This window comes from Geothrix paludis (assembly GCF_022808815.1).
GTDB lineage: Bacteria > Acidobacteriota > Holophagae > Holophagales > Holophagaceae > Geothrix > Geothrix paludis.
The window spans coordinates 119,855-145,647 of sequence record NZ_JAKZLC010000003.1 but is presented as its reverse complement, the minus strand read 5'-3'; the positions used below and the strand labels follow the sequence as shown (position 1 = coordinate 145,647).

The window sequence follows — 25,793 nt, the reverse complement described above, 5'->3', positions numbered from 1 at the left end:
GCCGGCGGAGGCCCGTCCGTTCTGGGGTAACCTAGGGGCATGACCGACGACAAGTCTGTTCCACGGCTCCCCATGCCCCTCCGCCGCCAGAAGGCCGTCCAGGCCGCGTGGAAGCTGCTGCTGTTCCAGTGGCTGGTGCCGGGAGCGGGCTACTGGATGATCGGCGAGAAGGGCCGGGCCAAGGCGTTCTTCGGCGTCTGGATCCTCTTCTGCCTCCTGGGCGCCCTGCAGATGCAGCACGGCGCGGTGGCGGGCGTGAAGGGCGGCGTCTTCGTGCCCCAGGCCGGGGCCTGGCTGCCCACCCTGGGCGCCTTCGCCACCGCGGGCATCGGACCGGTGTACGGCTTCTTCGCCTGGGCCTTCGGCGGCGCCGGCACCGAGCCCGTGCGCACGCTCACGCAGGAGTACGGGGCCACCTACGTGATGGTCGCCGGCCTGCTCAACTGGCTCTGCTGCTTCGACCTCTGGGATCGCATCACCGGCCGCTGGGTCTTCCGCCTGCCGAAGGACGAGCAGGAGAAGATCGCCAAGGGCGAGTAGTCGCCGGCTATCAGCTGTCAGCTAACGGCTGTCAGCCTTCGGTCTTGAGCGACTTGGCCAGGAGCTGGGCGCGGATGAAGGCGTCGATGTCGCCGTCCAGCACCTTCTGGGTCTGGCTGGTCTCCTCGCCGGTGCGGTGGTCCTTCACCATCTGGTAGGGCTGGAGGACGTAGCTGCGGATCTGGCTCCCCCAGGCCACGTCGGCCTTGTCGCCGCTGGCGGCGGCCACCTTCTCCTGGAACTTGCGCTGCTCCAGCTCGTAGAGCCGGGCCTGGAGCACCTTCATGGCCGTCGCGCGGTTCTTGATCTGGCTGCGCTCGTTCTGGCAGCTCACCACGATGCCCGTGGGCAGGTGGGTGAAGCGCACGGCCGATTCGGTGCGGTTCACGTGCTGGCCGCCGGCGCCGCTGGCGCGGAAGACATCGATCTTGAGGTCCTTCTCGGGGATCTCGACGTTGATGGTGTCGTCCAGCTCAGGGCTCACGTAGACGGCCGCGAAGCTGGTGTGCCGCCGCTTGGCGGCATCGAAGGGGCTGATGCGCACGAGCCGGTGGACGCCCGCCTCGGCCCGCAGGTAGCCGTAGGAGAAGGGGGCGTCGACGATGAAGGTGGCGCCCTTGATGCCGGCCTCCTCCCCGTCCTGGTAGTCGATCATCTCCGTGGCCCAGCCCTTGGCCTCGCAGAAGCGCAGGTACATGCGCAGCAGCATGGCCGCCCAGTCCTGGCTCTCGGTGCCGCCGGCGCCGGGCGCGATGGCGACGATGGCGTGGTTGTTGTCCAGGTCGCCGCTGAGCATCATCCGCAGCTCGGCATCCTCCACCGCCTTGCGGAGCCCCGTCTCCACGGCCCCGGCCTCGACCAGCATCTCGGCGTCCTCGCGGGCCAGCTCCAAGCCCGTCTCCAGGTCCTCCAGCCCACCGGACAGACGCTTGGCCAGGGCGATGTCGTCGCTGATGGAGCCCCGCTTCTGGAGCAGGGGCTTGGCGGCCTCGGGATCGTCCCAGAACCCCGGGGCGGTGGTCCGCTCCTCGATCTGTTCCAGTTCCAGGGCCTTGCGCTCGGGATCCAGGTGGGCGACCAGCTGCCGGACCCGGGGCTCCAGTTCGTTCTTGGCCCGCACCAGGGTCTCGAAATCCATCGTCCGCGTCTCCAGCCCGGCCTTCCGGGGAACCTTCAAGTTTATGCCAATCGGGGATCGGCCGTCCCCACGGTATTCTGATCGGATGCATGATCCCACCCCCGTGCTGCCCGCCGATCTGGAGCCCACCGCCCGTGGGGTCCTGTCGGGCCATGGGGGCGTGACGCTCGCCTACGCGCGCTGGGAGCACCCGGAGCCCAAGGGCCGGGTGGTCATCTCCCACGGCTACGGCGAGCACGGCGAGCGCTACCGCCACACGGCCCGCTGGCTGCACGGGCTGGGCTGGTCCGTGTCCGCCATGGACCACAGCGGCTTCGGACGGTCCGGAGGCATCCGGGGCGATGCGCATGGCATCCGCGCCTTCGTGGACGACTTCGCCCTCTTCCTCCGCCAGGAGCGCCGCCACGACGCCGAGCGCACGGGCGCCGCGCCCCGGGTGGTGGACGGCGTGCCCATGCCGCCCCTGCCCGTCTGCCCCCAGGTGGTGTTGGGCCACAGCTTCGGGGGACTGGTCGCCCTGCTCACCCTGCTCTGGCACGCGGACACCCTGGACGGACTGATCCTGTCGAGCCCCAGCGTGGCCGTGCGATCCAATTCGAAGGCCCTGGTCGTGCTCTCCCGTCTCCTCAATTGGCTCATGCCCCACCGTCCCATCCAGCTCCATGGCGACAAGAGCCGGGTCTGCTCGGATCCCGTCCTCGTGCAGCGCTACCAGACCGATCCCCTCTGCCACCGCTGGGCCACCGCCGCCTTCGGCGCCGCCCTGGACGAGGGCCGGGCCGAGCTCCTGCCCCTGGGCCAGGAACTGGATCGCCCCATGCTCCTGCTGGAATCCGGCGAGGACACGGTGGTGGATCCAGACGCCTCCGAGGTGCTGTGGTCCGCCGTGAAGCCGGGCCTGCTGGAGCGGCACCGCCTGCCCGGTTTCTACCATGAGGTCTTCCACGACCGCCGGCGCGCGGAGGCCCAGGCCCTGGCCGAGCCCTGGCTGGACCGCCTGTGCCAGGCATGGAATCCCTCCCAGCGCCCCCGGAACCCTTCGCTCCGTCCCGTCATGTCTGAAATGCTGTCCCCGGAGTCCGCATGAAGCGCATCCTCACCGCCCTGTCCGTCAGCCTCCTCCTCGCGGGGCTGGGATTGGGCTGCCGCAAGCCGAAGACCGCCAGCCAGACGACCCTCAGCTCCACCGTCCTGATGGCCGAGGCGGAGAAGCAGATGAAGCAGGGCAAGTTCAACGAGGCCCGGACGACCCTCCGCCAGCTGGAGCAGTACCTTCCAGGCTCTCCGGAGTTCCCCAAGGCCAAGCTCATGCTGGGCGACAGCTTCTTCTTCCAGTCGAACCCCAGCTTTCCCGAAGCGGAAGTGGAGTACACAAGCTTCCTGAACTACTTCCCCCGCCACGAGCTGCGGGACTACGCCCTCTACCACCGGGCCCTGTGCCACTTCTCGTCCATCGAAAGCGCCGAGCGTGATCAGACCGAGACCCGCAAGGCGCTCGATGGGTTCCAGCAGCTGCTGACGGAATCCCCGGGCAGCCCCTACGCCCCTGAAGCCAGGTCCAAGGTGGTCCAGTGCTGGCGGCGCATCGCCGAGCACGAGCTGATCGTGGGCATATTCTATGTGAACGTCTACTACTACCCGGGGGCCGAGCGGCGCCTGAAGGCCCTGCTGGAGACCTATCCGGACTACGTGGACCGCGAGCGGGCCTACTTCTACCTCGGCGAGGCCCTGCGCCAGCGGCTGCTGCTTCCCGAAGAGGTGAACCAGTTCGAGAAGGACTACGCCAAGAAGCTCCAGAAGGAGGAGCTGAAGGAGCTCACCCGGGAGCAGGGCATGCAGTACCAGAAGGACTTCACCACCTTCACCACCGAGCGCATCAAGGGTTTCCGCGACGAAGCCAGGAGCTACTACCAGAAGCTGGTGGAGAGCTACCCGGGCTCCGAGTGGGCCCGGCGTGCGGCGGACCGCCTGGTGAGCATGGGCACCGACGGCGTGAAGGAAGACCTGGATAGTTGATGTTGTCCGGGGGTTCCCCGCTACGCGGACACCCCCGGGCCCCCGCGCTTGGCCCGGCTGAGCCGGACCTCGCTTCGACTCATACGGAAGCCCTCAGGTGAGCGAACGCCTCCTGGGCTCTCCACCCATCCGGAGGCGCCATGGACCTGAGCAGCCTCGGCCTCGGCACCTACCTCGGGGAGGCCACCTCCGCCGTTGATGAGGGCTATGTCGCCGCGGCCCGCGCCTTCTTCGCGGCCGGGGGGACCGTCTTCGATACGGCGGCCAATTACCGCGCCGGGCGCTCGGAACGGGCCCTGGGTTCGGCCTTCGCCGGGCTTCCCCGGGAGGCGGTCTTCGTCTCCACCAAGGCCGGCTACCTGCCCATGGGGGACGGGCTCACGGACGAAAGCCCCCGGGACTGGTTCCGGCGCACGCTGGAGGCCCCGGGCATCCTGTCCGCCGAAGAGGTGGTGGACGGCTGCCACGCCATGACCCCCCGCTATCTGGCCCACCAGCTGGAGGTGAGCCGGGCCGCCCTGGGCGTAGAGACCGTGGATCTCTTCCACCTGCACAACCCCGAGCAGCAGCTCCCGCACCTGGGGCCGGAGGCCTTCTACTCCGCCGTCCGAAAGGCCTTCGAAGCCTGCGAAGGGTTCGTGGCTTCCGGAGCGGTCCGCGCCTATGGCGTGGCCACCTGGAACGGGTTCCGGGTGCCGCCGGGTCGGCCCGACCACCTCAGCCTGGAGCGCCTGCTGGCCGCCGCGGAAGCCGCCGGAGGACGGGATCACCACTTCCGCTGGATCCAGCTGCCTCTCAACCTCGCCCTGCCCGAAGCCTTCCTCGCCCCCACCCAGCCGTTCCGGGGCGAACGCCTCACGCCGCTCCAGGCCGCCCGTGCCGCCGGCCTCTCCGTGCAGACCTCCGCGTCGATCATGCAGGCCCGCATCCTTTCACAGCTCCCCGCGGACCTGGTGGAAGCGCTGGGAGGAGCCACTCCCGCGCAGGCGGCGCTCCAGTTCACCCGCTCCTGCCCCGGCGTCACGGTGGCCCTCTGCGGCATGGGCCGCGCGGACCACGCCACCGAGAACGCTGCGGTGCTGGCCCTGCCGAAGGTGGACCCGGCCCTGCTGGAGGGCCTCTTCGGATGATCCTCCTCGCCATCACACCGGGCCTCGGCTTCGACCGCGACCGCTGGGCGGCCGTGCTGCGCTCGGGCGTGGACGGCTTCCTGATCCGCGAGAAGCAGCTGGAGGCGCGCGCGCTCCTGGAGGCCGCCACCTGGTGCCAGGACACCGCCCCCGAAGTGGCGCTCTGGGTGGCCGGCCGCCTGGACGTGGCCTTCGCCGCGGGCTGCGGCCTGCACGCTCCGGAGGCCCATCCCGAGGTGGAACCGGGCCTGGTGCCGCTGTCCCGCCCCCTGCACGACGAAGACCAGTGGACGGCGCGCCGCGGCGCGGACCAGCTGCTCATCTCGCCGATCTTCGTCAGCCCCGGCAAGGGCGCGCCCTGGGGGCCGGAACGGCTGCGCCGCTTCCTCGACGGCCTGCCCGCGGAGGGCCCGCGCCTCCTGGCCCTGGGCGGAGTCGATCCCACGAACGCGGCTTTGCTCAGGCATCCGCGCCTGGCGGGAGCGGCCGCCATCCGGCCCTTCTGGGACGGGGATCCGCGCCGTGCTGTCGCGGCCTTCCGCGAGCGCTCCTAGCCGGCGGATCTGGAACCGGCTGGTATTCTGGAAGCGGAGGCTCCATGGATCTGCCCGAGAACCTGCATCACCTGGTCAGCGAACTGGGCGATTCGCTGGTGAAGGCCTTGGCCGAAGACGATCACTGCCGCGACCTCACCTTCCAGATCCAGGCCCAGGGCTACGGGCTCATGCTCATCCTGGAGGCCGCGCCCATCCGGCTCCGCGGGGAGGGCCCCAGCGAAGGGCTGCCCCAGGAGGGCCCCGAGCAACCCTTCTCCGAGGACGACAAGCGCCTGATGAAGTCCTTCAAGATCCGGATGGACTGACGATGCCCCAGCTGTGGGACCTGCCGGCCCCTGAAGCCGGCCGCGCCGCGCGTCCCAATGCCGCGGGCCTGGACACCGCCGGCCTGAAGGCGCTGGTCTCCGCCCTGGGCGAGCCGGCCTGGCGGGGCGGCCAGATCTTCGAGGGCCTCTACCGGCAGCGCTGGACCCGCTGGGAGCAGTTCTCCAGCCTGTCCAAGGCGCTGCGGACGCGCCTGGAGGCCGAGGTGGACCTGTCCTGGCCGACCATCGTCCAGAGCCAGGCCTCGGAGGACGGGTCCACCAAGCACGCCTTCGAGCTCGCGGACGGGAAGCAGGTCGAAGGCGTATATATGCCCTACGACGACCGGGTGACGCTCTGCCTGTCGAGCCAGGTGGGCTGCGCCATGGGCTGCACCTTCTGCGCCACGGGGCAGATGGGCATCATCCGCAACCTCACGGCCGCGGAGATTGTGGGCCAGGTGGTGGCCATGCTGAATCACCACGGCCACCCGGAAGGCCGCCCCGTGAACCTGGTGTTCATGGGCATGGGCGAGCCCCTGCACAACCTCGACCACCTCATGGCCGCCTTCGCCATTCTTTCGGATCCCAAGGGCCTGGCCATCCCGCCCCGGCGCGTCACCGTGTCCACCTCGGGCCTGGTGAGCGGCATCGAGCGACTGGGCGGGTTCCCGAAGCGGCCGCGCCTGGCCCTGAGCCTCAACGCCACCACGGACGCCCACCGCTCGGCCATCATGCCCGTGAACCGCGTCTGGAACCTGGAGGCGCTGGCGGCGGCCCTGGCGGCCTTCCCCCTGCAATCCGGCGAGCGCATCACCCTCGAATACGTGCTGCTGAAGGGCGTCACCGACAGCCCAGAGGATGGTCGCCGTCTCGCCGCCTTCGCCCGCCGCTTCCCCGCCAAGGTGAACCTGATCCCCTTCAACCCCCACGAGGGCAGCGGCTTCCAGCCCCCGGAAGAATCCCGCATCGCCGCCCTCTGCCGCCTGCTTTCGGAGGCGGGCCTGCCCGTGAGCGTCCGCCGCAGCCGGGGCCAGGACGTGGCCGGCGCCTGCGGCCAGCTGGTGCGGGAAGGCCAGACCCGGAAACCGAAGGCCGAGAACTGAGGACTGAAGACCGGAGCCTGAAGGCCGTTTTCCGTCATCCTGGAGGGGTGCTGCCCACCCCGAAGCCCTTCTTCGAGACCCTCCACGCCCTGCTGGACGCGGAAGGCGAGGTCACGCTCGGGGAGTTGCTGGACGCCGCGGGCGAGCAAACCTACGGCCTGCTGACCCTGCTGCTGTCCCTGCCGAGCCTGGTGCCGGGCCTGAACCTCGGGCTGGCTCCGGTGGGCGGCATCGGACTCATCGCCCTGGGGATCCAGCTGGCCTGGGGCACGCCCCATCCCTGGATGCCCCGGCGGGTGCAGACCCAGCCCATCCACAAGGGCCGCATCAAGAACGCCCTGGCGAAGCTCGAGACCCAGCTCGACCGTCTCCGCTGGCCCAGCGCCCAGCGGCGGCCCATCAACCACCGCTGGGTGGGCGCCTGCATCGCCTGGACGGGTTTCCTGCTGGCCATCCCCGTGCCCCTTCCCTTCGGCAACCAGCTCCCCGCCGCGATCCTCTGCCTTCTGGGCGCCTCCCTCCTGGAGGAACGTCCCCTCTGGGCCTGGATCGGGGCCGCCGCCGCCCTCGCCAACACCCTGTACTTCGCCTTCAGCTTCGACCTCATCGCCCGCACCTTCATGAAGGCCTTCCACGCGATGATGAAGTGATGCGCATCGACGCCCTCACCCTCTTTCCGGAGTTCTTCGAGGCCGCCCGCCTCGGCGTCACGGGGCGCGCCTTCCGGGAGCTGGAGCACGCCCTCGTCACCCACAGCTACCGCCCCTTCGCGGGCAACCCCTTCGGCCATGTGGACGATGCCCCCTTCGGCGGCGGGCCGGGCATGGTGCTGCGCCCCGAGGTGCTGCGGGACACCCTGGCCTCCGTACCCCGGGCGGCGTCGAACCGCGTCATCCACTTCAGCCCCGCCGCGCCACCCCTCACCCACGCGAAGGTGCTGGAGCTGGCTCGCCTGGATCAACTGATCCTCGTCTGCACACGCTACGAGGGCCTGGATCAGCGGGCGGTGGAGCGGTACGTGGACGAGGAACTCAGCGTGGGCGAGGCCGTGCTCAGCGGCGGCGAGCTGCCGGCCCTCTTCCTCATCGACGCCGTGTGCCGCTGGCTGCCGGGCGTGCTGGGCAATGAGGCCAGCGCCGAGGAGGACAGCTTCGCCACGGGCCTGCTGGACCACCCCCACTACACGCGCCCGGCCTCCTTCGACGGCCTGGAGGTGCCGGCGGTGCTCCAGGGGGGCGACCACGGCGCCATCCGGCTCTGGCGCCTGCGGGAGGCCATGGCCCGCACGAAGCGCCTGAGGCCGGACCTCTGGACCACCTACCTGCGGGACCGCCTGCCCGCCCTGGATCGACCCGCCCAGTGGTGCGCCTGGCAAGTGGAGCATCCCGAGGACTGGGACCGGGCCAAGCCCAAGGGCTGGAAGGGCTGGAAGTAGAACCAGGTTGATTTTCTTGGATCCGGACTAGACCTCCAGATACAAGATGCGTAGGTACCATTTAGCCCCATCGGGCGGCCGCGGCCTCGGAGGCCCCGGATCTGCCCAATGAACCCCGGCCCCCCATGGGCCTCAAGGAGATCTCATGACGATCCGCGCACTCATCCTGGCCGCCGCCGCGCTGGTGGCCCCCGCCCTCAGCGCCCAGGAAGGCCCCCGCTTCGGGCTCCAGGCGGGCCTCAACATCCCCCAGAGCGACCTCAAGGACGCGGTGGACAGCAAGGTGGGATTCAACATCGGCGCCCAGGCCACCTTCGACCTCCGGGGCGGCCACATGATCCGCCCCCGCCTGGACTACACCTGGTTCCCCGAGTACTCCGTCAGTGGCGGCGGGGCGTCGGCCAGTCTCAAGATGTCCAACATCTCCCTCGGCGCCGACTACATGTACTTCGTGGACGGCAAGCCCCAGGGCTTCTACTTCACCGCCGGCGCTGCCGCCATGCAGTGGAAGATGGAGGCCAATGTCTCCATCTCCGGGTTCGGCTCGGGCTCGAGCAGCGAAACCACCACCAAGCTGGGCCTGGCCGCCGGCGTGGGCTACCAGTTCAACAAGACCGTCGGAGCTGAAGTCCGCTACCTGAAGAGCAGCGCCTGGGAAGGCGACCTCGACATGATCCAGGTGGGCGCCACCTTCCGCTTCTAGGCTGAGGTTCAGGGATAAGGGGGCCTCCTCCGGGAATGCCCCCTTTCCTTTCCGGCCTTTTCCGATACACTGATGGACTCCCCGACTCCGGGGACATCGAGCCATGTCCGCCGATTCCGGCCCGGGACCGCTGGCCCAGGAGCCCACATGAGCCACATCATCGACCAGCTCGAAGCGAGCCTGCTTCGTTCCGATCTGCCCCGCATCCAGCCCGGCGACACCGTCAAGGTGCACGTGAAGGTGAAGGAAGGCGAGAAGGAGCGCATCCAGCTCTTCCAGGGCATCGTCATCGGCATCAAGGGCGGCGGCATGCGCACCTCCTTCACCGTCCGCAAGATCGCGAGCGGCGTGGGCGTGGAGCGCATCTTCCCTCTGAACAGCCCCACCATCGACAAGCTGGAAGTCGTGCGCCACGGCAAGGTCCGCCGCGCCAAGCTCTACTTCCTGCGCGAGAAGCTCGGCAAGGCCGGCCGCCTCAAGGAGCGCCGCACCGAGAACGGCGAGTAGGTTCGCCTGCTTCCCTGAAAAGGCGCCCGCGAGGGCGCCTTTTCATTGGAAATAACCGGAGTTCGATTTGCCTCAACTCGAACTAGATCTTTATTTCTAGTTTCATCTTTTCGCTTCCGAATGAGGGCGACCTCTCCTTTTTTTGTGGGAACATGGGCCCCGGCGCCGGTCGGCCCGCCCTGGGCCTGCGCCTTCCGGAGGAACCATGAAGATCCTGTCCCCGCTGACCCTGGCCATCCTGGCCGCCGCCACTCTGTCCCTCCAGGCTGAAGCACCCCGATACGGCGTGCAGGGTCTCGTGAACATCCCCCTGGGCGACCTGAAGGACTACGTGGACAGCAAGCCGGGCCCGGGAATCGGCGTGCATGGCACCTTCGACCTGGGCGATGGCCACATGCTGCGCCCCCGCCTCGACTACTCGGTCTATCCGGAGTCCAGCTTCGGCAGCCTCAAGCAGGACGCCAACAACCTCAGCCTGGGCGGCGACTACCTCTACTTCATCGCCGGCAAGCCCGAGGGCCTCTACCTGACGGCGGGCCTAGCCGCCATGCGCTGGTCCTTCGAAGTGAAGGATCCCGTCCTGGGCGACGTCTCCACCCACACGACCAAGCTGGGCCTGGCCATCGGCGCCGGCTACCAGTGGAACGCCACCGTGGGTACCGAGGCCCGCTTCATCCACTCGCGCATCACCAGTCAGTTCCAAGCCGACGCCCTGCAGGCGGGGGTCACGATCCGATTTTGATGTTCTCCGGGGGTTCCGCGCTACGCGCATACCCCCGGACCCCCGCGCGAAGCCCGGCATAGCCGGGCTTCACTTTGCTCTACCGGGATCTAAGGTCGCGCTGTGCTCGTCATAGGCCGTATTCCTTCCACCGCTGGCCGATGCGGTCGAGGATCTCGTCGGGGAACACCAGGTCGCGCGGCCACTCGCGGGGGAAGCCGTCCCAGGGGCGGTTCTTGCGGGTGGCGTCGATGCCCACCTTGCTGCCGAAGGCGAAGCGGTCGGCGCTGTGGTCCAGCACGTCGAGCGGCCCTTCCGTGAAGAGCATGTCGCGCTTCGGATCCACGTTGCTGGTGAGGCGGAAGAGCACTTCGGTCAGGTCGTGGGGGTCGATGTCCTCGTCCACAACCACGATGCCCTTGGTGAACATGATCTGGCCCGTGCCCCAGATGGCGTTCATGACCTTCTGGGCGTGGCCCGGGTATTCCTTCTTCATGGAGAGGATCACCAGGTTGTGGAAGGCGCCGGCAGCCGGCAGGTGCATGTCGCGGATCTCGGGCAGCACCATTCTCAACAAAGGCAAGAAGATCCGCTCGGTGGCCAGTCCCAGGTAGGTGTCCTCCTGGGGCGGCCGGCCGACGATGGTGGCGGGGAACACGGGGTTCTTCCGCATGGTGATGGCTTCCACGTGCAGCACGGGGTAGTCGTCGGCCAGGGAGTAGTAGCCCGTGTGGTCGCCGAAGGGGCCCTCGCGGCGCAGCTCGCCGGGGTTCACGTAGCCTTCAATGACGAGCTCGCTGTCGGCCGGCACCTCCAGGTCGTTCGTCACGCAGGGCACCATCTCGATGCCTTCGCCGCGCAGGAAGCCCGCGAACATGACCTCGCTGAGGAAGGGCGGCAGGGGCGCCGTGGCGGCGTAGGTCAGGGCCGGGTCGCCGCCGAAGCTCACGGCCACGGGCATGCGCTCGTCCTTCGAGTAGCCGTGGCGGTTCCGCGCGCCGTCGTGGTGCAGCTGGGTGTGGAAGCCGAGCGTCCGGTCGTCATAGACCTGCAGCCGGTAGAGGCCCGTGTTCCGGTGGCCCGTCTGCTTGTTGCGGGTGTGGCTCATGCCGAGCGTAATGAAGGGGCCGCCGTCCTCGGGCCAGGTGGTGAGCACCGGCAGGTCCGTGAGCTCCACCTGGTCGCCCTTCAGCACCACCTCCTGGCAGATCCCCTTGCGGACGGTCTTGGGCATCCAATTGGAGACCTCCGCCAGCACGGGCAGCTTGGCCAGCTTCTCGAAAAAGCCCGTGCCGGGCTTGGGCATGGCCTCCTGCACCAGCTTCTCGATGCGGTCGGCGATGGTGTCTAGGCCGCGGGGCTCCTTGTCCACGCCCAGGGCCATCTCCATGCGCTTCAGGCTGCCGAAGGCGTTCATGGCCACGGGCATGGCCTTGCCCTTGGGCCGGTCGAAGATCAGGGCCTTGCCGCCCCCGGGCTGCTTGGACACCCGGTCGGCGATGGCGCCCATCTCCAGGAAGGGATCCACTTCGGCGCCCACGCGGGCCAGCTCGCCCGCGGCCTCGAGCTGCTTGAGGAAGGTCTGGAAATCACGGCCCATGGGAATCTCCGGACCCCGATCATCCCATCCGGGCCCGGCCGCCGGAACCCTATCCCCTGTCATTCAGGAATTTCCCTTGAGGGGCCAGGGATTTTCCCGCATACTGATGGGCCTTGCCCTGGCCGTGGGCTCCCAAGTGCGTCCGATGGACCGCCGCCCCCGCGCCCCAACCGAATGAGGTTTCCATGTTCGCAATCATCAAGACCGGCGGGAAGCAGTACCGCGTCGCCGAGGGCGATATCCTCCGCGTGGAGCTGCTGGAGAAGGATCCCAAGCAGGCCGTGACCTTCGAGGACGTGCTCCTCATCGACAACAACGGGGACCTGAAGGTGGGTCAGCCCACCGTGAAGGGCGCCAAGGTCGAGGCCGAGGTCATCACCCACGACCGCGCCAAGAAGGTGATCATCTTCAAGAAGAAGCGCACCACCACCTACCAGCGCACCCAGGGCCACCGCCAGGGTTATACGGAAGTGCGCATCAAGAGCATCAAGGGATGATGCTCTCCGGGGGTCCCGCGCTGCGGGCACACCCCCGGACCCCCGATGTTCGCCCGGGCCAAGCCCGCACTCGCATCCTTCCCCCTATCCATGAATCCTGATTCTGAAGAGGTACTTCCATGGCTCACAAAAAAGGCGTCGGTTCCAGCCGCAATGGTCGTGATTCCCATTCCCAGCGCCTGGGCGTGAAGGAGTTCGGTGGCGAGGTCGTCACCGGCGGCTCCATCCTGGTCCGCCAGCGCGGCACCAAGTTCAAGGCCGGCATCAACGTCGGCATGGGCAAGGACCACACCCTCTTTGCCAAGATCGACGGCAAGGTGCGCTTCCAGGACAAGGGCCAGTCCGGCCGCTTCATCCACATCGACCCGATCGAGGGTTGATGTTGTCCGGGGGTTCTCCTTGTCGCGCGGGGCGCGGCAAGGATCTAAGGGCGCGCTGCGCACACCCCCGAGACCCCCGCGCATAGGCCGGGCGTAGCCCGGCCTATGCTTATGCCTCCCCGATCTTCCGCAATCAAAGGTCCAAATGTTCCTTGACCATGTCCAGCTCCGCGTCGTCGCCGGCCACGGCGGGTCCGGCGCCATGAGCTTCCGCCGCGAGAAGTTCGCCCCCGAGGGCGGACCGGATGGCGGCGACGGTGGCAAGGGCGGCTCCATCTTCCTCCGGGCCAACCGGGCTCTGAACACCCTGAATCCCTATCGCCACAAGCGCGACTTCGCCGCCGACCGCGGCCGCCAGGGCGAAGGCTGCCTGCGCCACGGCAAGGACGGCGTCGACATCACCCTGGAAGTGCCCCTGGGCACCGTGGTGAAGGATGGTGACACCGGCGAGGTGCTGGCGGAGTTGCTGGCGCACGGCCAGGACGTCTGCGTGGCCCGCGGCGGCCGCGGCGGCCTGGGCAACACGAACTTCAAGAGCTCCACCAACCGCACGCCCCGCCACCACCAGCCTGGCGAGGAAGGCGAGGAGCGCACCCTGGACCTGGAGCTGAAGCTCATCGCGGACGTAGGCCTGGTGGGCTTCCCCAACGCCGGCAAGAGCACCCTGGTGAGCCGCCTGAGCGCGGCCCGGCCCAAGATCGCCGACTACCCCTTCACCACCCTGGAGCCCCAGCTCGGCGTGGTGAGCCTGGACCGCTTCGGCGGCGACCTGCTCGACAGCTGGGTCATCGCGGACATCCCCGGCCTCATCGAGGGCGCGGCGGACGGCGCGGGTCTCGGCATCCAGTTCCTCCGGCACGTGGAGCGCACCCGCATGCTGCTCCACCTGGTGGACCTCTCCGATCCCGTCACGGAGCCCGCGGAAGCCGTGCGCGTCATCGAAGGCGAGGTGGAGGCCTTCAGCCCCGTGCTGGCCGCCAAGCCCCGCTGGCTGGTGGGCACCAAGCTCGACGCCCTGCAGGATGAAGACCGGCGCACCGCCTTCGAAACCCTCTGCGCCGACCGCGGCCAGAAGCCCATCTTCATCTCGGGCGTCACGGGCGAGGGGCTGCGCGAGCTGGCCTTCGCGGTGGATGCGGCCCTCAAGGACAAGGACGCGGCCCAGTGAAGCGCGTGGGCCTGCTCGGTGGGGCGTTCAATCCCCCCCATGAAGGTCACCTGAAGCTGGCGCGGCTGGCCCTGGACCACCTGGACCTGGATGAGCTGCGCTTCGTGCCCACGGCCATCAGCCCCCACAAGCCCGACCCCGGCGGCCCCGCGCCCGGAACCCGCCTGCACCTGCTGGATGAGGCACTCCGCGCCTTCGACCCGCGCTGCGCCGTCGAGACCGCGGAGCTCGAGCGGGGTGGCGCCAGCTACACCGTGGACACCCTGGAGACGCTGTCCGCCCGGGAGCCCGACACGGCCTGGATCCTCGTCATGGGCAGCGACCAGCTTGCGGGCTTCGCCACCTGGCGGCGCCCGGAGCGGATCCTCCAGCTGGCCTCCCTGGCCGTGGCCCTGCGCCCCGGCGCCCCGGCGGACGTTCCAGCCTTTCCCGGGCTGCGACCGGCCTCGGCCTGGTCCGGCGGGACCGGCGAGCTGGTCTGGCTCCCCTCCACGGACACGGACCTCGCCTCCACGGAGCTCCGGCACCGTCTGGCGGCGGATCCTGCCCAGGATCCAGGCGGCATCCCGCCCCAAGTTCTCGCTGCCATCCGCGCGGAAAACCTGTATCGTTAGCCCTGTTTCGGAGCCCGCATGACCCTTGATTCCCGGCTCGCGACCGTCGTCGAAGCCGCCCGGTCCAAGAAAGCCTTCCGCATCCGCCTCCTGGACGTGAGGGACATCGCCAGCTTCACCGACACCTTCGCCTTCATGAGCGGGGGCAGCGACCGCCAGAACCGCGCCATCGCCGAGGCGGTGGAGGATGCCCTCAAGCTCGCCGGGGAGCGCCCCATCTCCCGCGAAGGCGAGGCCAACGGCAACTGGGTGCTCCTGGACTACGGGAACCTGGTCGTCCACGTCATGGACGAAGAGACCCGCCGCCACTACAACATCGAGGGGCTCTGGAGCGCCGGCCGCGATCTGGAACTGCCGGCCGAGACCCATCCCGCCCAAGAAGCCCGTCCGTAGGAGATGCCCTCCATGCTGACCAACCAGACCAACGCCTTCGAGGCCATGCAGGCCCGCCTCCGCGTCGCTTCCCAGCTCTACGGCCTGGATGACGCACTGTTCAAAGTCTTCATGGCCCCCAGCCGGTCGATGATCGTGAGCCTCCCCGTGCTCATGGACAACGGGCAGTGGGAGGTCTTCACGGGCTACCGCGTGCAGCACAACATCGCCCGCGGCCCCGCCAAGGGCGGCATCCGCTACGACCTGAACGTCACCCTCGACGAGGTGAAGGCCCTCGCCGCCTGGATGACCTGGAAGTGCGCCGTGGTGGACGTGCCCTTCGGCGGCGGCAAGGGCGGCATCGTGTGCGACCCTTCGCGCCTGAGCCTGGGCGAGAAGGAGCGCCTCACCCGCCGCTACATCGCCGAGATCATGGACATCCTCGGACCCGACCGCGACGTGCCCGCGCCCGACATGGGCACGGACGCGCAGACCATGGCCTGGGTGCTGGACACCTACTCCATGCACGTGCGCCGCACCGAGAACGCCATCGTCACGGGCAAGCCCCTGGGCCTGGGCGGCAGCCTGGGCCGCAACGAGGCCACGGGCCGCGGGATCCTCATCACCGCCCGCGAGGCCATGCAGCGGCTGGGCAAGCCTCTGGCCGGCGCCACGGTGGCCGTGCAGGGCTTCGGCAACGTGGGCAGCCAGGCCGCCCGCCTGCTGCACGAGGCCGGGGCGCGCATCGTCGCCATCAGCGACATCCAGGGCGCCGTGCGGAACGACCGCGGCCTGGACATCCACGCCCTCCTCAAGCATGTGGCCGAGGCCCGCACTGTCGTGGGCTTCCGGGGCGCCGAGCCCATGGACCCCAACGCCGTCCTTGCCCATCCCGTGGACATCCTGGTGCCCGCCGCCTCGGAGAACCAGATCACCGAGGCCAACGCCGCGCAGGTCCGCGCCAAGGTCATCGTGGAGGGCGCCAACGGCCCCACCACCCCCGAGGCGGATCCCATCCTGCTGGAGCACGGCGTCCTCGTGGTGCCGGACATCCTGGCCAACGTGGGCGGCGTCACCGTCAGCTACTTCGAGTGGGTGCAGAACCGCCAGGGCTTCTACTGGCGGGAGCGCGAGATCAACGAGCGCCTGGTGGACTACATGACCCACGCCTTCCAGGCCACCTTCGCCACCACCGACAAGTACAAGACCAACCCCCGCATCGGCGCCTACATCCTGGCCCTGGACCGCGTGGCCCAGGCCATGAAGTACCGCGGTTTCTACGCGTGATCCGAGGCTACATCCTGGTTTCCAGAAAGGCCTGGCACTACAGCACCCAGGCCTACGAAGCCCGTCCTGAAGAGCGGAAGAAGATCAAGCGCCACCTCCGCTGGGCGGTCCTGGCGGTTCTGCGGGAAGCCTCCGTCCAGGGCTGGTTCGCCTTTCTCGATGAACCCGTCGTCCGCCCCTTCGTGGCCGCCAGCCCAAGGCTGGCCTTCCGTCCCATGGGAACCTACATGTCCCGCCGCTGGGACTGGGCCAAACGCTTCAAGGTCATCCGCGACACCTACATCTTCGTGAACGCCAAGGGCGGCGCGTTCCAGCAGGCCATGCTCCGGGAGGAGGGCCTCCTGCTGGCGCGCATCCCACTGGAAAAGGCTGGCACTCTGCGCCTCCTGATGCGGGCGGACCCCCAGTTCCGCAAGGAAGGCGAGATCGGGGTCTTCCTCGAGCTGGAGGGCATTCCCGGAGCCATCAGCTCCTTCGCCTACTCCCTCGAGCACCAGGCCGCCGGATGGTGCTGCTACCTCGGCGCCCTCCAAGGGCGCAAGGGCGGCGACGAGGAGACCATCAAACTCGCGACCAAGGCCATGCATGGGCTCCGGCCCAAGGCCCTGATGGTCTTCGTGGCGCAGGAGATCACCCGGTCCCTGCGGGTGGCCAGCCTGCTCGGCGTGGGCAATGGCATTCACGTCGCCCGGGGCAGGCTCCTGGGCCCGGGAAAGAAGATCCTGTTCGACTACGACGACCTCTGGCGGGAGTCCGGCGGGGAGCGCCAGCAGGATGGCTGGTACCGATTGCCGATCAAGGCTCCGCGCAGGACCGCAGAGGACATCAAGCCCAACAAGCGATCGATGTACACCAAGCGCTATCAGTTCCTGGACGACCTCTCCCGGCAGATCCGGACCGTCCTCACCGCCTCCTGATCCACCCGGAAGGCGCAGGAGCCCTGGTTCCCGCCGTTCCTGGATACAGGCATGATGTACGTGTGAAATCCCCCCGCCGCCGCTGCCAGACGCTCCTTCCCTGCCTGCTTCTCGCGGTGGGAGGGGCTGGGGTTCTGCGGGCGCAGACCCCCATCGGCACCCTGATCTCCGAACAGTCCCGCACCAACTTCACCGTCCAGGGCGCCGGCGCCCGCGCCATGGGGTTGGGCGGCGCCTTCATCGCCGTGGCTGACGATGCGACGGCGGTTTCCTTCAATCCCGCGGGCCTGGCGCAGCTTCTCCATCCCGAAGTCAGCTTCGTGGCCCGGGGGACGCAGCGCTCCGTGAGCTACGAGGATTTCGAGACCTCCAGCCAGGGCCGCATCCTGGCCGTGAGCGATTCCCTCGTCAGCAGCACCCGCTTCGATCCCCTCTTCATCTCGGCGACCGCGCCCCTGCAGGTGGCCGGGCGGAACCTGGTGCTGCAGTTGTCCATCCAGCGCGCCCTGCCCCTGACCGACCACAGCCACCGCACCCTCACCGAATCCCCGCTCACCTCCACCGAACCATCCTCCCTGCTGGTCCAGGACATCACCCAGACCGGCCAGATCGACCTCTACTCCCTGGCCGCGGCCTACGAGGTGTCCCAGCGCATCCTGCTGGGGTTCTCGTACAACCAGTGGCGCGGACGCTGGGACCTCGTCTCCACCAGCCTGCGCACCACGGGCACGACGCAGACCGTGGCGGCCTTCCAGCAGGGGAACGCCATGGACGGCGGGAACTTCAACCTCGGGCTCATCTGGCGCTGGCCCACCTGGAGCTTCGGAATCGTCCACCGCACCGGCTTCCACGCCGACTATACGTTCGCGACGCAGCTGGCCACCAACCTCCCCCGGGGCGGGTTCACGGGATCACCCATGACCACGGGCCTCCACTGGCCCTCGGGCACCGGCCTGGGGTACGCCTACCGCCCCACGGACCAGTGGCTGATCACGGCGGACCTCTCCCACACCCTGTGGTCCACCACCCGGTACATGTCCGACTCCGCCCGGCTCAACGGGCAGAGTTTCTTCGACTTCGACAAGGGCGATCGGACCCCCAACGCCACGGACCTGCACCTCGGAGCCGAGTTCCTCCACATCACCTCCAACGGCACCGTGATCCCCCTCCGGGCGGGCATCAGCCGTGAGCCCCAGCCCGTGGTCGATGCCACCACCGGCCTCCAGCGCGTCATGTACCAGGTCGCCCTTGGGACCGGACTCAAGCAGGGGCCCCTCGGCCTGGATATCGCCTACCGGTACGGCTGGTCCAATCGCCGCGTCTCGAAGGCCCTCGACGTGGATCAGATCCTGTCCCGCACCGGATCGACCTCCCTGGGCACCGAGCGCATCCGCGAACACCGGCTGGACCTCTCCACCATCATCCAGTTCGACCGCAAGCCCCTGGAGCGGGTCCTGCGCCACCTCTTCGTGGGGGACTGAGATGCGCCGGAGCGGGCTCATGCTCTGCCTCGCACCCCTGCTGGCGGCCCAGAGCCAGCCCACGTTCTATGCCGCCTATCAGGACGGTCTGGATGCCGAGCGGCAGGGGCAGTGGAAGGTGGCAGCCGCGGCCTACCGCCGGGCGATCGAGCTCCGGCCGGCCTCCGCCGCGCGGATCGTCATCTACGGCAACAACCTGCTCAACGACTACGCGCCCTACACCCATCTGGCCCGCTGCTTCATCGAGCTGGGAGACACCGACGCGGCCCGTGCGACCCTGGACCGGGCGGCCCACCAGCGAGAACCCGAGGCGGCCCGGGAGGCCCTCGCCCATCGCCTCAGCCCGAAGGCCCCGGCCCTTCCGCCCGCGAAAGACCCCGATCCGGCCCCAACCCCACCGAAGCCCGTGGCAGCGCCCCCGGCCCAGGGCCAACCCGTCCCGCCACCCGCGGACTCCACGCCCGCTCCCCTGCCAGGGCCGCCCCGGGAGGCGGCACCGGCAGCCACGGCCAGGAACCAACCACCCTCGCCCCAGCGGGATGCTCCCCCACCCCGCCTCCCCGACCAGGCCACCCCGGCCCCGGCCCAGGCGACCGCTCCCGCCCCCGCGGCGGCTCCCCAAATCGCCCCGGCACCCGGTTCGCGGCTGAGATGGGCCATCGGCCTCTCCCTGGCCGTGGCCGGCGCCTGGCTGCTCTTCCGGCGCCGGAGACGCCCGTCTGAATCCTCCTCCTTCGGTGACCCTGAGCAGCTGGGGCCCTACCGGATCGAGCGGCTGCTCGGCCGGGGCGGGTTCGCGAGCACCTACCTCGCCCGCCACGGCACCACCAGGGTGCCCGTGGCCTTGAAGCTGCTGCATCCCTACCGCCACGATGATCCCGAGTTCCTGCGGCGGTTCCGCCAGGAGGCGAAACTGGGCGCCATGCTGGATCACCCCAATCTGGTGCGGATGCTGGATCCCGGCCCGGAGACAGGACCCCCTTGGCTGGCCATGGAGTACATCTCCGGCCGGCGGCTGGACCAGGCCCTCCGTGAAGATGGCCCCCCTTCCCTGCCCGCCTTCTACCGCCTCGCGATGCAGATTGTCGGGGCCATGGCCCATGCCCACCGCCTCGGCATCGTCCACCGTGACCTGAAGCCCGGCAACGTGATCTTCGACGGCGATCAAGCCAAGGTGATGGACTTCGGGATCTCACGGATCGTGGACTCCAGCACCCTGACCACCACCTACGCCTTCCTGGGCACACCCCGCTACGCCGCGCCGGAGGCTCAGACCAGGGCCCAGGTGGGGCCCGCCGCGGACCGGTACTCCCTCGGCATCGTGCTGTTCGAGCTGCTGGCCGGACATCCGCCCTTTGATGGCGAGACACCCTTCGAGATCCTCGACAAGCACCGGAGGGATCCCCTGCCGGATCTGTCGGCCCTTCGCCCCGACATCCCCGCGGCCCTGGTGGACCTCGTCGAACGGCTCTGCCGCAAGGACCCCGACCAGCGACCCGAGGATGAGGAGGTTCTGAGCGTGCTGACCGGGCTGGCAGGCTGAACAAAAGGGGCGGCCCGCTCGGACCGCCCCCATGGCAAGCCTTCCCGGGCTCAGAGCCCCAGGTTCACGGTCACGGTGAGCCCGGTCGTCACGGTGGCGGGCTGGAGGGTAGAGGAGGTCACCGTGGTGGTGCCATCCAGGTTCAGCGTGGCCCGCACCGCCTGGACGCTGTAGAGACCCGCCGGCACCGTCGCGAAGGCATAGGTCTCGGTGGAGGTCGCCACGGTGGCCATGGCGCTGTCCACGATGAAGGCGAAGCTGCCCGAGGTCGGCGCGGCCAGGGTCTGGAGCAGGTTCACGGCGTCGCTCTGGCTGCTGGTGGCCACAGGCGTCAGGCCGCCGGATACGCCGCCGGTGGCCGCGTCCGCGGTGAAGGCCGCGTTGTAGGTGAAGACCGGCGTGGCCGCGCTGAGGGCATAGCCGTCGCTGGCCTTGGCGTCATAGGCCTTCGGCGTGGTGGTTCCCAGCACGGGCTGGCTCACCACGTAGTAGGTGGCGCCCACGGGCAGGAGGTCCAAGGTGTACGCGCCGGTGGCGTCCGTGGTGGCGCTGCGCGCGATCCGGGCGTTCCCCGTGGTGTCCAGGGTCTCCGCATAAACCACGGCGCCGGCCAGACCCGTGGAGGTCGCGGCATCCGTCAGCTTCCCGGAGATGGAGCCGGTGACGATCTTGTCGTAGGCCCAGACCGTGGGACGGAGGAGGTACTGGTTGGACATCCCGGCCTGCACCACCTGGATGGAGTGGGCCGCGTCGAAGTCGATCCACACGTCCTTCGTGGTGCCGGCCATCACGTCGAAGCTCACGATCAGCTTGACGCCCGACTGGAGGCCCGAAGGCACGGTGAGGGGCTGGACGCTGCCATCCGCCAGCTTCACGGTGTTGCCCGCTCCGAGGATCAGCCGCATCTGCTGGTAGTGGCCTGCGGGCAGGGTGGTCCCCGCGGCCAGCATCTCGCTCACGCCGCCGGTGAGGCTCAGCAGGTTGTAGGTCTTGTCCGGGGTTCCGAGGGTGATCCAGCCGCCATTGCCGCTGATCTCCACGGACTGGATGTGGACATTCACCTCCTGGTAGCCCGTGATGGGGCCGTCCACCAGGTGGACATTCATGGTGCCGGTGCTGGAGCCCGACGAGCCCCCGCAGGCCATCAGGAACGCCAATCCCAGGGTTGCCAAAACAACGATGGTTAATCCACGCCAACGGCTCATGGTTGCCTCCTCGGGGGTTATTGAGTCCCGAAACCATTCTTTGGTTGAAGGGCGGAGGAGGCGCCACCTGGGCCAAACGATAGAAATATGAATATTTATACAAATTATCGAAAGGCGAAAAAAATCACAGGCGGCTGAGTGTCTATTTTTGTGACGTTTCGCCCCCATCCAAAGACCTAGTTCCATCTCGGCCATTGGTTCCGATCCGCCCCAGCAGGCGCAGCATGCCATCCAGGATGGTCAGCGGGTGGGGCGGGCAGCCGGGAATGAAGAGGTCCACGGGCACCACGCTCGCGGCGCCGCCGAGCTGCTCCTCCTGCCGGTGGTAGGGCCCGCCGGCGATGGCGCAGGCCCCCACGGCGATGACGAGCTTGGGCCCCGGGATGGCGTCGTAGGTCTTGCGCACGGCCAGCTCCATGTTCTTCGTTACGGGCCCGCAGAGAAGCAAGCCATCGGCGTGGCGCGGCGAGGCCACGTACTGGATGCCGAAGCGGCCCAGGTCCCAGGCCAGGGTGCCCAGCACGTTCACGTCCACCTCGCAGCCGTTGCAGCCGCCGGCGCTCACCACCCGGAGCTTGAGCGACCGGCCGAAGAGCCGCTTCATCTCCCCGTCCAGGGCCGCCGCCAGCCGGTATTCCTCCGCAGCGTCCAGGCTCAGGTCCTCCCGCGTCCGGGTGGCAAGGCGGTGCTCCCCGGTGTATTCGATGGCGCCCTCGGGGCAGGCCTCCACACAGTCGGGGCAGAAGAGACAGCGGCCCAGATCAATGCGCGGACCCGCGGCTCCGACCGTGATGGCCTCGGTGGGGCAGGCTTCCGCGCAGGCCCGGCAGCCCCCGGAGTAGCTTTCGGCGCAGCGCTCCGGATGGATCTTCGGCCGGCCTCTGAACCGCTCGGGCAGCGCGGGCAGCGCCTTCGGATAGGGCAAGGTGCGATACCCCTGGCGCCAGCGGGAGAGCAGGATGTGGATCATAGGTCGTGCCCGCAGTAGGAGAGGTTGAAGCTCTTGTTGCACAGGGGGAAGTCGGAAACCTGCTCGCCCCGCAGCGCCAGGGCCAACCCGAACCAGTTGTGGAAGGAGGGATCCACGACCTTGTAGCGGGCGAAGCGCCCCTGGGCATCGGTCCAGGCCAGGTGCAGCACCTCGCCGCGCCAGCCCTCCGTGAGCGAGACGCACAGGTGTTCCGGGGCCCGCGGCGGCAGGGGCCGGGGCCTGGGATCGACTTCGCTTTCCGTCAGAGCGGCCAGGGCCGCGGCGAGGAAGCGCGAGCTCTCGCCCAGCTCCAGCCAACGCACCCAGGCCCGGGAGTGCACGTTGCCGCTCTCGGCCTGCGCCACAGGAAGGGGCCGTATCCCGTAGGGACCGAACGGATGGTCGCGGCGAGCATCGCGACCCAGGCCGCAGGCCCGCGCCGCCACGCCCACCAGCCCGATCTGGCGCGCCTGGTCGGGATCCACGCGGCCCGCCGCCTCGAAGCGGATCATCACGGAAGCCGCGCCCCAGAGCAGCTCCACCGCGTCCTTCGTGTCCGCCCAGGCGCGCGCCAGGCGCGGCCGCATGGCGGCGGCCCGCGCCGGCTCCAGGTCCTGGCGCAACCCGCCCGGCCGCAGCCAGTCCCGGCCCAGGCGACTGCCACAGCCCTCGGCGCTCAGGTTCAGCCAGTCACCGCGGATGCGCCCGCAGAAGGACGCCGTGGGCAGGAAGCCCACATCGCCGGACAGGGCGCCCAGATCGCCCACATGGTTGGCGGCGCGCTCCAGCTCCAGGGCCACGCCCCGCACCAGGTCCACGCGCTCCGGCACCTGGACGTCCGCCAGGCCCTCCAGCAGGCGGCAGTAGGCCCAGACGTGGGCGATGCTGCTGTCCCCTGCGATGGTCTCCGCCTGCTTGAGGCTGAGGGGATGGGGACCGCCGATCAGGGCCTTCTCAAGTCCGCGGTGCTGGTAGCCCAGGGCGATCTCCAGGTGGAAGACCCGCTCGCCGTGGCACTGGAAGCGGAAGTGCCCGGGCTCGATGACGCCCGCGTGGACGGGCCCCACGGCCACCTCGTGGACCTCCTCGCCCTCCACGCGGTAGAAGTCCGCCGCGCCGGGAATCGGCGCCCCGTTCCGTTTCCACGGATCGGGCGCGCCGGTCCAGGGCAGGTGGAAGCGGACGGGTTTCAGCCAGGGATGGCCTTCGGGGACGATGCCGGTCTGCTCGGCGATCTCCCGCTCGAAGAGGTGGGCCTGGGGGCAGTCGGGCGTGAGGGCGGGATAGCGGGGCGCCTCCAGCTTCGTGCGGAGGACGCGGAGCGCGTGCCCCGCATCGTCGGCCAGCACCGCCATGAGCTGCAGGTCGAAGCCGGCGCACAGGCAGGCGAGGCGGTCCCCTTCCTGCACGCGCCGCAGGATGGCCTCGCGGAACTCGCCAATGGGCAGCTCGGGCACCTCCCGCAGGGGCAGGCGCTGGCCATTGCGGAGGATCGGGAGATTGGCGTTCATGGCCGCACCTCCAGGTGGGCGGATCGGAGGCCCTCGGCGGTGGTGCTCGCGTGGTCGAGCATGGCCTGGAGGGGCCGGGGCAGCCAGATGCCCAAGACCAGGGCCAGGGCCAGCGCCACGATGAGGGGCGCCGTGGTGGCCGGCGCATCCTTGTAGGGGGTGCGGACCCGCTGGGCGCTGGGCGTGCCGAAGACCACCTTCACCACCGTTTCGCTCATGGCGAGGAAGATGCCGCCCAGCAGGACGAGGAAGGCGGCGCCGCTGGCGAGGTGGCCGGTGCCCAGGGCCCCCGAGGCGATGCTGAACTCGCTGAGGAAGGGCGCGAAGGGCGGCATGCCCGTGATGGCCAGGAAGGCCAGGAGGAAGAGCCAGCCGGATACCGGCGTGCGCCGAAGGGCGCCGGTGACGAAGGGCAGCTGCTTGCTGGCGTAGCTGCGGTGGATATTGCCCGCCGATAGGAAGAGCACGCTCTTCACCAGGGCGTTGGCCGCCAGATGGAAGAGGGCGAACTTCGCCGCCAGGCCCCCGATGCCGATGCCGAAGACGAGGATGCCCATGTGCTCCACGCTGGAGTAGGCCAGCATCCGCTTGATGTCGGTCTGCCGGATCATGAAGACCAGGGCCCAGGCCATGGAGAGCATGCCGAAGGCCACCAGCAGCTCCCGGGCGAAGGCCCCCTCGCCCGCCGCCGCCACCACGCCGTAGATCCGCAGCAGGGCCAGGAACGCGCAGCTGGTGACGCCGCCCGCCAGGAGAGCTCCAACAATGCCCGGCGTCTCGCCATAGGCGTCCGGCTTCCAGGTGTGCAGGGGCGCCAGGCCCATCTTGGTGCCGTAGCCCACCAGCGTCAGCACGAAGCCCGCCCGCAGCCAGGGCCGCGATAGCAGGGAGGCGTTCTCCACGAGCCGCGTGTAGCGCAGCGGCTCCTCCAGTCCGCCCATGTGCGCCGCGTAGGCGATGAACAGGGTGCCCAGCAGCGCCAGGGCGATGCCCACGGAGCCGATGACCAGGTACTTCCAGGTGGCCTCCAGGGAGCGGCGGTTGTGGTTGAAGTAGATCAGCGGCGCGCTGACCAGGGTGGTGGTCTCCATGGCCACCCAGGCAATGCCGGGGTGGCGGGCCTGGGCCAGCAGCGAGGCCAGGCCCAGGAAGCCCAGGAGGCAGGTGGCAAGCACGCGGTGGTCGCGGTCCGGGCGCAGGGCCAGGTAGGCCGGGGCGTAGAAGGCGCAGATGCAGAAGAGGACGCTGATCACCAGCAGCACCCAGCCGCCCAGGGCGTCGAGGCCGAACCAGGCGGTGGCAGGCAGGGTGCGCCAGCCCGCGAGGGCCACGAGCAGCAGCCCCAGGTGGACGACGCCCACGGCCGGCAGGATCCAGGCGCGGAGGGCGGGGGATGACACGGCGAAGGCCAGGGCGGCGGCCAGGAGGGGGACGAGGATGAGCAGCCAGGCCATGGGTCAGTCCTTCAGCTCGGCCAGGTGCCGGGTGTCGGTGGAATCGAAGGCCACGCGGATGTGGTTGATGACGATGCCCATCACGAAGATGCCCACGAAGAGGTCCAGCAGGATGCCCGCCTCCACCAGGGCCGGCATGTCCTCCACCAGCAGGAGGCCGAAGAGGTAGATGCCGTTCTCCAGCACCAGGTAGCCCACCACCTGGGTGAGGGCCTTTCGGCGGGACACCAGCAGCAGGAAGCCCGTGAACAGCGTCGCCAGCGAGGCCGGCACCATCAGCACGTACTCCGTGCCCGGCTTCAGCGGCAGGTTGTGGGCCAGGAGCAGGCTGAGGCCCGTGCCCAGGGCACAGAGCATGAGCGAGACCGTGTAGCCGATGTAGGGATCCACCTCGCGCTGGATGTGGACCTGCTTCAGGGCGCGGCGGAACAGGAAGGGGATGAGCCAGCCCTTCACCGCGACCGCCGCGATGGCCAGCAGGATGATGTGGAAGTGGCGGCCCAGGCCCATGGCCAGGGGCATCAGGCCCAGCAGCACGCCCTGGAGCACGGCGAACTGAATGGCCTTGGCCACGCGGCTCGTGGCCACGAGGCTGAAGTTGGACAGCATGGTGAGGGCGATGAGCAGGTCGGGCAGCAT

The 25,793-nt window shown here is 69.1% G+C and carries 28 protein-coding genes; 21 read left to right on the top strand and 7 right to left on the bottom strand.

Annotated features, from left to right (window positions below; genetic code table 11):
• The first annotated feature begins 39 nt into the window (after positions 1–39).
• Positions 40–540: a DUF6677 family protein gene (locus MLE64_RS08960; RefSeq protein ID WP_243317417.1), complete on the top strand. Its 501-nt coding sequence runs from the start codon at positions 40–42 to the stop codon at positions 538–540.
• 31 nt (positions 541–571) lie between these two features.
• Here the strand turns inward: MLE64_RS08960 and prfB are convergent, their stop codons facing one another.
• Positions 572–1,678, bottom strand: coding sequence for a peptide chain release factor 2 (gene prfB, locus MLE64_RS08955; RefSeq protein ID WP_243317416.1), 1,107 nt, complete (start codon positions 1,676–1,678; stop codon positions 572–574).
• Between the two features lie 85 nt (positions 1,679–1,763).
• On the opposite strand from prfB, the gene MLE64_RS08950 reads away from it, so the two are divergent.
• From MLE64_RS08950 to MLE64_RS08900, 11 genes are all read left to right on the top strand, one after another.
• Positions 1,764–2,765 (top strand): alpha/beta hydrolase, encoded by a 1,002-nt coding sequence (locus MLE64_RS08950; RefSeq protein ID WP_243317415.1) that lies wholly within the window; start codon positions 1,764–1,766, stop codon positions 2,763–2,765.
• On the top strand, positions 2,762–3,694 hold the full coding sequence (locus MLE64_RS08945; protein WP_243317414.1) for an outer membrane protein assembly factor BamD: 933 nt from the start codon (positions 2,762–2,764) through the stop codon (positions 3,692–3,694). Before MLE64_RS08950 ends, MLE64_RS08945 begins: the two co-directional genes overlap by 4 nt.
• Positions 3,695–3,834: 140 nt before the next feature.
• Positions 3,835–4,824, top strand: coding sequence for an aldo/keto reductase (locus MLE64_RS08940; protein ID WP_243317413.1), 990 nt, complete (start codon positions 3,835–3,837; stop codon positions 4,822–4,824).
• Positions 4,821–5,378 (top strand): thiamine phosphate synthase, encoded by a 558-nt coding sequence (locus tag MLE64_RS08935; protein ID WP_243317412.1) that lies wholly within the window; start codon positions 4,821–4,823, stop codon positions 5,376–5,378. The genes MLE64_RS08940 and MLE64_RS08935 overlap by 4 nt, the downstream gene beginning before the upstream one ends.
• 44 nt (positions 5,379–5,422) lie before the next feature.
• A complete protein-coding gene (locus MLE64_RS08930; protein WP_243288358.1) occupies positions 5,423–5,686 on the top strand; it encodes a hypothetical protein in 264 nt (87 codons plus the stop codon).
• A gap of 2 nt (positions 5,687–5,688) precedes the next feature.
• Entirely contained in the window at positions 5,689–6,789 is a 1,101-nt protein-coding gene (rlmN, locus tag MLE64_RS08925; protein WP_243317411.1) for a dual-specificity RNA methyltransferase RlmN, read from the top strand.
• A gap of 47 nt (positions 6,790–6,836) precedes the next feature.
• On the top strand, positions 6,837–7,439 hold the full coding sequence (locus MLE64_RS08920; protein WP_243317410.1) for an exopolysaccharide biosynthesis protein: 603 nt from the start codon (positions 6,837–6,839) through the stop codon (positions 7,437–7,439).
• Positions 7,439–8,224 carry a tRNA (guanosine(37)-N1)-methyltransferase TrmD gene (gene trmD, locus MLE64_RS08915; protein WP_243317409.1) on the top strand — a complete coding sequence of 262 codons (786 nt, stop codon included), beginning with the start codon at positions 7,439–7,441 and terminating at the stop codon, positions 8,222–8,224. Before MLE64_RS08920 ends, trmD begins: the two co-directional genes overlap by 1 nt.
• A 145-nt stretch (positions 8,225–8,369) precedes the next feature.
• The gene (locus tag MLE64_RS08910) at positions 8,370–8,927 is read left to right on the top strand and encodes an outer membrane beta-barrel protein (protein ID WP_243317408.1); all 558 of its coding nucleotides are present in this window, start codon (positions 8,370–8,372) and stop codon (positions 8,925–8,927) included.
• 147 nt (positions 8,928–9,074) lie between these two features.
• Complete coding sequence (gene rplS / locus MLE64_RS08905) at positions 9,075–9,434, top strand: 50S ribosomal protein L19 (protein WP_243295563.1); 360 nt, start codon at positions 9,075–9,077, stop codon at positions 9,432–9,434.
• A gap of 205 nt (positions 9,435–9,639) precedes the next feature.
• Positions 9,640–10,176: an outer membrane beta-barrel protein gene (locus MLE64_RS08900; protein ID WP_243317407.1), complete on the top strand. Its 537-nt coding sequence runs from the start codon at positions 9,640–9,642 to the stop codon at positions 10,174–10,176.
• Positions 10,177–10,285: 109 nt separating this feature from the next.
• Here MLE64_RS08900 and MLE64_RS08895 read toward each other — a convergent pair whose 3' ends face one another.
• On the bottom strand, positions 10,286–11,755 hold the full coding sequence (locus MLE64_RS08895; RefSeq protein ID WP_243317406.1) for a menaquinone biosynthesis decarboxylase: 1,470 nt from the start codon (positions 11,753–11,755) through the stop codon (positions 10,286–10,288).
• Between the two features lie 185 nt (positions 11,756–11,940).
• Between MLE64_RS08895 and rplU the strand changes: the two genes are divergently transcribed.
• From rplU to MLE64_RS08850, 9 genes are all read left to right on the top strand, one after another.
• Positions 11,941–12,252, top strand: a complete 312-nt coding sequence (rplU, locus tag MLE64_RS08890; protein WP_243317405.1) for a 50S ribosomal protein L21 — start codon at positions 11,941–11,943, stop codon at positions 12,250–12,252.
• Positions 12,253–12,371: 119 nt separating this feature from the next.
• Entirely contained in the window at positions 12,372–12,632 is a 261-nt protein-coding gene (gene rpmA, locus MLE64_RS08885; RefSeq protein WP_026852683.1) for a 50S ribosomal protein L27, read from the top strand.
• Between the two features lie 145 nt (positions 12,633–12,777).
• A complete protein-coding gene (gene obgE, locus MLE64_RS08880; RefSeq protein WP_243317404.1) occupies positions 12,778–13,800 on the top strand; it encodes a GTPase ObgE in 1,023 nt (340 codons plus the stop codon).
• 5 nt (positions 13,801–13,805) lie between these two features.
• Positions 13,806–14,414: a nicotinate (nicotinamide) nucleotide adenylyltransferase gene (nadD, locus tag MLE64_RS08875; protein ID WP_243317403.1), complete on the top strand. Its 609-nt coding sequence runs from the start codon at positions 13,806–13,808 to the stop codon at positions 14,412–14,414.
• 18 nt (positions 14,415–14,432) lie between these two features.
• Entirely contained in the window at positions 14,433–14,807 is a 375-nt protein-coding gene (gene rsfS / locus MLE64_RS08870; RefSeq protein ID WP_243317402.1) for a ribosome silencing factor, read from the top strand.
• Positions 14,808–14,819: 12 nt separating this feature from the next.
• On the top strand, positions 14,820–16,073 hold the full coding sequence (locus MLE64_RS08865) for a Glu/Leu/Phe/Val family dehydrogenase (protein ID WP_243317401.1): 1,254 nt from the start codon (positions 14,820–14,822) through the stop codon (positions 16,071–16,073).
• The gene (locus MLE64_RS08860) at positions 16,070–16,990 is read left to right on the top strand and encodes a VirK/YbjX family protein (RefSeq protein ID WP_243317400.1); all 921 of its coding nucleotides are present in this window, start codon (positions 16,070–16,072) and stop codon (positions 16,988–16,990) included. Before MLE64_RS08865 ends, MLE64_RS08860 begins: the two co-directional genes overlap by 4 nt.
• 62 nt (positions 16,991–17,052) lie before the next feature.
• Positions 17,053–18,471 carry an OmpP1/FadL family transporter gene (locus tag MLE64_RS08855; protein ID WP_243317399.1) on the top strand — a complete coding sequence of 473 codons (1,419 nt, stop codon included), beginning with the start codon at positions 17,053–17,055 and terminating at the stop codon, positions 18,469–18,471.
• Between the two features lie 19 nt (positions 18,472–18,490).
• The gene (locus MLE64_RS08850) at positions 18,491–20,014 is read left to right on the top strand and encodes a serine/threonine-protein kinase (RefSeq protein ID WP_243317398.1); all 1,524 of its coding nucleotides are present in this window, start codon (positions 18,491–18,493) and stop codon (positions 20,012–20,014) included.
• Between the two features lie 50 nt (positions 20,015–20,064).
• On the opposite strand, the gene MLE64_RS08845 is transcribed toward MLE64_RS08850, so the two are convergent.
• The 5 genes from MLE64_RS08845 to MLE64_RS08825 all read right to left on the bottom strand — a co-directional run bounded on the left by MLE64_RS08845 (position 20,065) and on the right by MLE64_RS08825 (position 25,793).
• Positions 20,065–21,219: a DUF4382 domain-containing protein gene (locus tag MLE64_RS08845; protein ID WP_243317397.1), complete on the bottom strand. Its 1,155-nt coding sequence runs from the start codon at positions 21,217–21,219 to the stop codon at positions 20,065–20,067.
• 142 nt (positions 21,220–21,361) lie between these two features.
• A complete protein-coding gene (locus MLE64_RS08840; RefSeq protein ID WP_243317396.1) occupies positions 21,362–22,189 on the bottom strand; it encodes an NADH-quinone oxidoreductase subunit B family protein in 828 nt (275 codons plus the stop codon).
• The gene (locus MLE64_RS08835; protein ID WP_243317395.1) at positions 22,186–23,700 is read right to left on the bottom strand and encodes a hydrogenase large subunit; all 1,515 of its coding nucleotides are present in this window, start codon (positions 23,698–23,700) and stop codon (positions 22,186–22,188) included. The genes MLE64_RS08840 and MLE64_RS08835 overlap by 4 nt, the downstream gene beginning before the upstream one ends.
• On the bottom strand, positions 23,697–25,154 hold the full coding sequence (locus MLE64_RS08830) for a proton-conducting transporter transmembrane domain-containing protein (protein WP_243317394.1): 1,458 nt from the start codon (positions 25,152–25,154) through the stop codon (positions 23,697–23,699). The genes MLE64_RS08835 and MLE64_RS08830 overlap by 4 nt, the downstream gene beginning before the upstream one ends.
• A 3-nt stretch (positions 25,155–25,157) precedes the next feature.
• Positions 25,158–25,793, bottom strand: coding sequence for a hypothetical protein (locus tag MLE64_RS08825; protein ID WP_243317393.1), 636 nt, complete (start codon positions 25,791–25,793; stop codon positions 25,158–25,160).